At 76.2% G+C, this 4,949-nt stretch carries 6 protein-coding genes; 4 read left to right on the top strand and 2 right to left on the bottom strand.

All coding sequences use genetic code 11. The features are described from left to right. Positions 1-122: 122 nt before the first annotated feature. Entirely contained in the window at positions 123-824 is a 702-nt protein-coding gene (locus tag AB0L34_RS32855; protein WP_363709453.1) for an alpha/beta fold hydrolase, read from the bottom strand. After that, on the bottom strand, positions 821-991 hold the full coding sequence (locus AB0L34_RS32850; protein WP_363709450.1) for a hypothetical protein: 171 nt from the start codon (positions 989-991) through the stop codon (positions 821-823). Before AB0L34_RS32850 ends, AB0L34_RS32855 begins: the two co-directional genes overlap by 4 nt. 78 nt (positions 992-1,069) lie before the next feature. Here AB0L34_RS32850 and AB0L34_RS32845 point away from each other — a divergent pair, with 78 nt between their 5' ends. The 4 genes from AB0L34_RS32845 (at position 1,070) to AB0L34_RS32830 (ending at position 4,813) form a co-directional block, all read left to right on the top strand. Beyond that, positions 1,070-1,744 carry a helix-turn-helix domain-containing protein gene (locus AB0L34_RS32845; protein ID WP_363709447.1) on the top strand — a complete coding sequence of 225 codons (675 nt, stop codon included), beginning with the start codon at positions 1,070-1,072 and terminating at the stop codon, positions 1,742-1,744. A 76-nt stretch (positions 1,745-1,820) separates the two neighbouring features. Continuing rightward, entirely contained in the window at positions 1,821-3,371 is a 1,551-nt protein-coding gene (lnt, locus tag AB0L34_RS32840; protein WP_363709455.1) for an apolipoprotein N-acyltransferase, read from the top strand. A gap of 34 nt (positions 3,372-3,405) precedes the next feature. Further along, entirely contained in the window at positions 3,406-4,215 is an 810-nt protein-coding gene (locus AB0L34_RS32835) for a polyprenol monophosphomannose synthase (protein WP_363709445.1), read from the top strand. A gap of 70 nt (positions 4,216-4,285) precedes the next feature. After that, on the top strand, positions 4,286-4,813 hold the full coding sequence (locus AB0L34_RS32830) for an FxsA family protein (protein WP_363709443.1): 528 nt from the start codon (positions 4,286-4,288) through the stop codon (positions 4,811-4,813). The last annotated feature ends 136 nt before the right edge of the window (positions 4,814-4,949 follow it).

Genomic DNA, 4,949 nt, shown 5'->3' with positions numbered 1-4,949 from the left:
TGCGGCCAGGCGTCGCTCAGCGGGCGCATCCGGTGTCGCCTGCCGGCCGGGACGGGCTTGCCGTGGGCGATGACACGTCGAACGGTGGTCGGCGTTGCCCGGCTCGGTCTGTCCACGGCGTCTCAGCGGTCGGCGGGTGGGGCCTGGATGCGGTAGGCGTCGAGTTGGTCGGCGAGGCGTCGCGGCTGGCTCAGCGCGATCAGGTGCCCGCCGGGCAGCACGTCGACGTCGACGCCGAGGCGTTCGCGGGCCAGGCGGCGCTGGAAGTCGGCGGGGAAGAACCGGTCGTCGCGGCCGGTGACGACCCGGGTGGGCACGTCGGGCCAGCGGCGCAGCGGGTTGGGGCGGGTGAACACCGCCGGCGACTCGTCGGGCGCGTCGGCGGCGGTGAGGCGCGCCACCACCGCCTCGGGGACGTCGTGGAAGAAGTCCACCGCCAGGTCGACGTGGTCGCCGGGGGTGCGGCCCTGCGCGACGGCGTGGTCGGCGCGGGCCTGCGCGTGGCCGGTGGCCGCCCACCACTGCCCGGCCGTCTCGCCGGGGGCGGGGATCATCGGGTTGACCAGGACGACCATCGTCACCCGCGGGTCGTCGGCGACCAGTGGGGCGGTGAACGCGCCGAGGGACTGCGCGACCAGCACCACCCGGCGCCGGTCGCCGATCGCGGCGCGGACGGTGGCGGCGTACTCGGGCAGGGCTGCGGCGTCGTCGGCGGCGGGCAGGTCCACGGCGACCGCCTCGCGGCCGCGGCGGCGCAGCTCGTCGACGAGCAGGTGCCAGTAGTCGGCGCTGCCGCCCGCGCCGGGGATCAGCACGTAGGTCACGACCGGCCCCGGGCGGCGACGTGGAACAGCATCGGCAGCACCCGGGGCGTGCCGTCGGGCGCGACGGAGGCGACGCCGGCCAGCTCCGTGGAGGCCAGCAGTCGCCGCGTCACCGGATGGTCGAGCAGTCGTACGTCGCCCTGCGGCAGGGCGGTGGTCGCGGTCATGGGGCCTCCCTCGAACCGTCGCTCCTACATTAGGAGTGCTCGCTTCGTTCGGGCAAGCACCACGGCTACGCTGGGCGGGTGCGTTCCTACGACGATCTGTGCGGGCTGGCCCGCGCGCTGGCCGTGGTCGGCGAACGCTGGGCGCTGCTGGTCGTCCGGGAGCTGCTGCTCGGCCCGAAACGCTTCTCCGACCTCAGCCGTGGCCTGCCCACCATGAGCCAGAACGTGCTGTCCGCGCGGCTGCGCGAGCTGGAACGGGCCGGCGTGGTGACCCGCCGCACCCTCGGCCCCCCGGCCAGCGCCCGCGTGTACGAACTCACCCCACGCGGCCGGGAGCTGGAGGAGAGCCTGCTGGCGCTGGGCCGGTGGGGCAGCCGGCAGCCGCTGCCCGCCACCGGTCGGTTGAGCGTCGACGCCCTGATGCTCGCCCTGCGCACCACGTACGACCCGGGCCCCGCCGGCGGGCCGGCGGCGCCGGTGGCGCTGCGGTTGGGCGCCGACCGGTTCGTCGCCGAGGCCGACCGGGCCGGGCTGCGGATCAGCCGGGGCGCCGGCGAGCGCTGCGCCGCCGTCGTCGACACCGACCCGCGCACCCTGCTGGAGGTCGTGTTCGGCTACCGGCCCCGCGACGAGGCGGAACACCACGGCGCGCTGCACGTCACCGGCGAGCGGCGGGTCGCCGAACGATTCCTCGACTGCTTCACCCGCCCGGTGGCCACCGGCGTCCCCGGTGCCGCGCCGGCCACCGGGTAGCCTTCCGCTCTGTGATCAAGGTGAGGTGCCTGTGACGACCGTGGACAGCAGCCAGCCGCGCGCCGACGCCCCGCGCCTGCCCGACGTGGCGCCGCAGGCGCTGCCGCTGCGGGTGGCCGCGCCGATGGCGGTGGCCGCCGGGCTGGCGCTGCTGGCGGCGTTCCCCCCGTACGGGGTGTGGCCGCTCGCGCCGGTCGGCGTGGCGCTGCTGGCCGCGGCGGCGCACCGCCGCCGCGTCCGGGCCGGCGCCGGGCTGGGCTTCCTGACCGGGGTGGCGCTGTTCGCGCCGCTGCTGAGCTGGACGAACCTGCACACCGGTTACCTGCCGTGGACGCTGCTGTCGCTGCTGCAGGCCGCCTACCTGGCGCTGCTGGGCGCGGCGAGCGCGTACGCCTCCCCCCTGGCCGACCGCCTCCGGTGGGCCTGGCCGGCGCTGACCGGCGTGCTGTGGGTGGGGCAGGAGGCGCTGCGCGACCGCACCCCGTTCGGCGGGTTCCCGTGGGGGCGGCTGGCGTTCAGCCAGGACGACTCGCCGCTGCTGCGGCTGGCCGCGCTGGGCGGCGCGCCGCTGGTGACGTTCGCGGTGGCGCTGACCGGGGGGCTGCTCGTCGCGGCGCTGTGGCGGCCGTGGGACGGGCGGCGGCGGTGGGCGCCGATCGCCGGGCTGACCGCCGGCGCGGTCGCGGTGCCCGTCGCCGGGCTGCTGGTGCCGGTGGCCGCCGCCGGGGGCGGCGACACCGTCACCGTGGCGATCGTGCAGGGCAACGTGCCCCGGCTGGGGCTGGACTTCAACGCCCAACGCAAGGCGGTGCTCGGCAACCACGTCGACGCCACCGTCGAGCTGGCCGAGCAGGTCGCCGCCGGCGCCCAGCGCCGCCCCGACCTGGTGGTGTGGCCGGAGAACGCCAGCGACATCGACCCGCTGCGCGACGCCGACGCCGGCGCCCTGATCTCCCGGGCCGCCGACACGATCGGCGCGCCGATCCTGGTCGGCGCGGTGCTGCGCGGCCCCGGCGACGGCGAGGTCCGCAACGCCGGCATCCTCTGGCGGCCCGGCACCGGCCCCGACCTGGAGCAGGTCTACATCAAGCGGCACCCGGTGCCGTTCGCCGAGTACGTGCCGATGCGCGACCTCGCCCGAATGGTCAGCAAGCAGGTGGACCGGGTGCGGGCCGACTTCGTGCCCGGCACCGAGCCGGGCGTGCTGCGCACCGGCCCGGCCGTGCTCGGCGACGTGATCTGCTTCGAGGTCGCCTACGACGAGGTGGTCCGCGACACCGTCACCGGCGGGGCGCAGCTGCTGGTGGTGCAGACCAACAACGCCACCTTCGACGTGGCGGAGGCGCGGCAGCAGCTGGCCATGGTGCGGCTGCGGGCGGTCGAGCACGGCCGGCCGGCGTTGATGGCCTCCACGGTCGGAGTGTCCGGGTTCGTTGCCCCCGACGGGCGGGTAAGCGACGCCACCGGGTTCAACACCCGCGCGGTCGTGGTGCGGCAGCTGCGCCTGGACGACGGGCGCACCCTGGCCACCCGGGTCGGCCTGTGGCCGGAGGCGGCACTGGCCACCCTGGCGGTGGCGGCCCTGGTCGGCGCGGCCGTGCTGCGCCGCCGGCACCGCGCCGGATGACACCAGCCGGCAGTCCGGCGGAGGGGAAGCGACGGTGGGCGAGACGACCGACACCCGAGGGCCACGCGCCGGCCACCCCGGCCTGGGTCGGGTGCTCGTGGTGATCCCGACCTACGACGAGGCCGACAACGTGGCGTCGATCGTGGCGCGTGTGCGCCGCGCCGCCCCGGCCGTGGAGATCCTCGTCGCCGACGACAACAGCCCCGACGGCACCGGCGCGGTCGCCGACGCCCTGGCCGCCGCCGACCCGCACGTGCACGTGCTGCACCGCGAGGGCAAGCAGGGCCTCGGTGCGGCGTACCTGGCGGGGTTCGCGTGGGCCCGCGAGCGTGGTTTCGACGCCGTGGTGGAGATGGACGCCGACGGCTCACACGCCCCCGAGGACCTGCCCACGCTGCTGGCGGCCGCCCGCGACGCCGACGTGGTGATCGGCTCCCGGTGGACCACCGGCGCGCGGGTGGTGAACTGGCCGCTGCGGCGGCTGCTGCTGTCGCGCTGCGGCAACCTGTACGCGCGGCTGGCGCTGGGCATGCCGGTGTCCGACGCCACCGGCGGCTACCGGGTGTACCGGCTGTCCGCCCTGGACGAGATCGACCTGGCGTCGGTGTGTTCGCAGGGCTACTCGTTCCAGGTGGAGCTGTCGCGGCTGGCGCACCGGGCCGGGGCACGCATCGTCGAGGTGCCGATCACGTTCGCCGAGCGGGAGCGCGGCAGCAGCAAGATGAGCCCGCTGATCGTGGCGGAGGCGCTGTGGCGGATCACCGCGTGGGGTCTGCAGGATCGGCGGCTGGCGGTGCGGCGGGGCCTGCACGGCACCCCCGACGGTCAGGTGCGATGGCCCTGAGCGTCGGCGTGTCATGCTGGACGCAGTGCCTGCGCGGACCGACCGCGCCGCGGATGGCGGATGAGGTGAGATGCGCCGAGGACTGAGGTACGTGCCGCTGGGCCTGTTGCTGGCGGTGCTGCTGGAGCTGGCGGTGTTCGTCGTGGTGGGCCGGGCGATCGGGTTCGGCTCGGCGCTGCTGGCGGTGTTCGCGGTGTCGCTGCTCGGGCTGGTGCTGCTGCGCCGGGAGGGCATGCGCGCCTGGCGTGGCTTCCGGGCCGCCGCGGAAACCGGCCAGCCGCCGGGACGGCAGGTCACCGACGGTCTCGTCGGGCTGGTCGGCGCGCTGCTGCTGGCGACCCCCGGCCTGGTCAGTGGCCTGGTGGGGTTGTTGCTGCTGGTGCCGCCGGTACGTCGGCTGGCCCGCGGCGGGGTGCAGCGTGCCGCGGAGCGCCGGGTGTCGTCGATGGTCGCCGGTGACCTGTTCGGGCCCCGCCGGGTGCGGGTGCGCCGAGGCGCCCCGCAGCCCACGCCACGCCCGACGGCCGAGCCGCCGCCGACCGTGGTCGACGGGGGCCGGGCCATCGAGGGCGAGATCGTCGAGCCCGGCCGCAACTGATCCGGGCACCGGACTCATCCCGGACACGACGGCCGCAGCGGCGCCGAGCCAGTGAGCCTTGTCGATACTGTGTGTGCCGACGTTCATCACGATGCCGCCGCCGGCGAGCGTCGGGTCGAAGAACCAGTCCGGCCGG

The organism is Micromonospora sp. NPDC052213 (genome assembly GCF_040679695.1).
GTDB lineage: Bacteria > Actinomycetota > Actinomycetes > Mycobacteriales > Micromonosporaceae > Micromonospora.
This window is presented reverse-complemented; position numbering and strand designations above follow the sequence as displayed.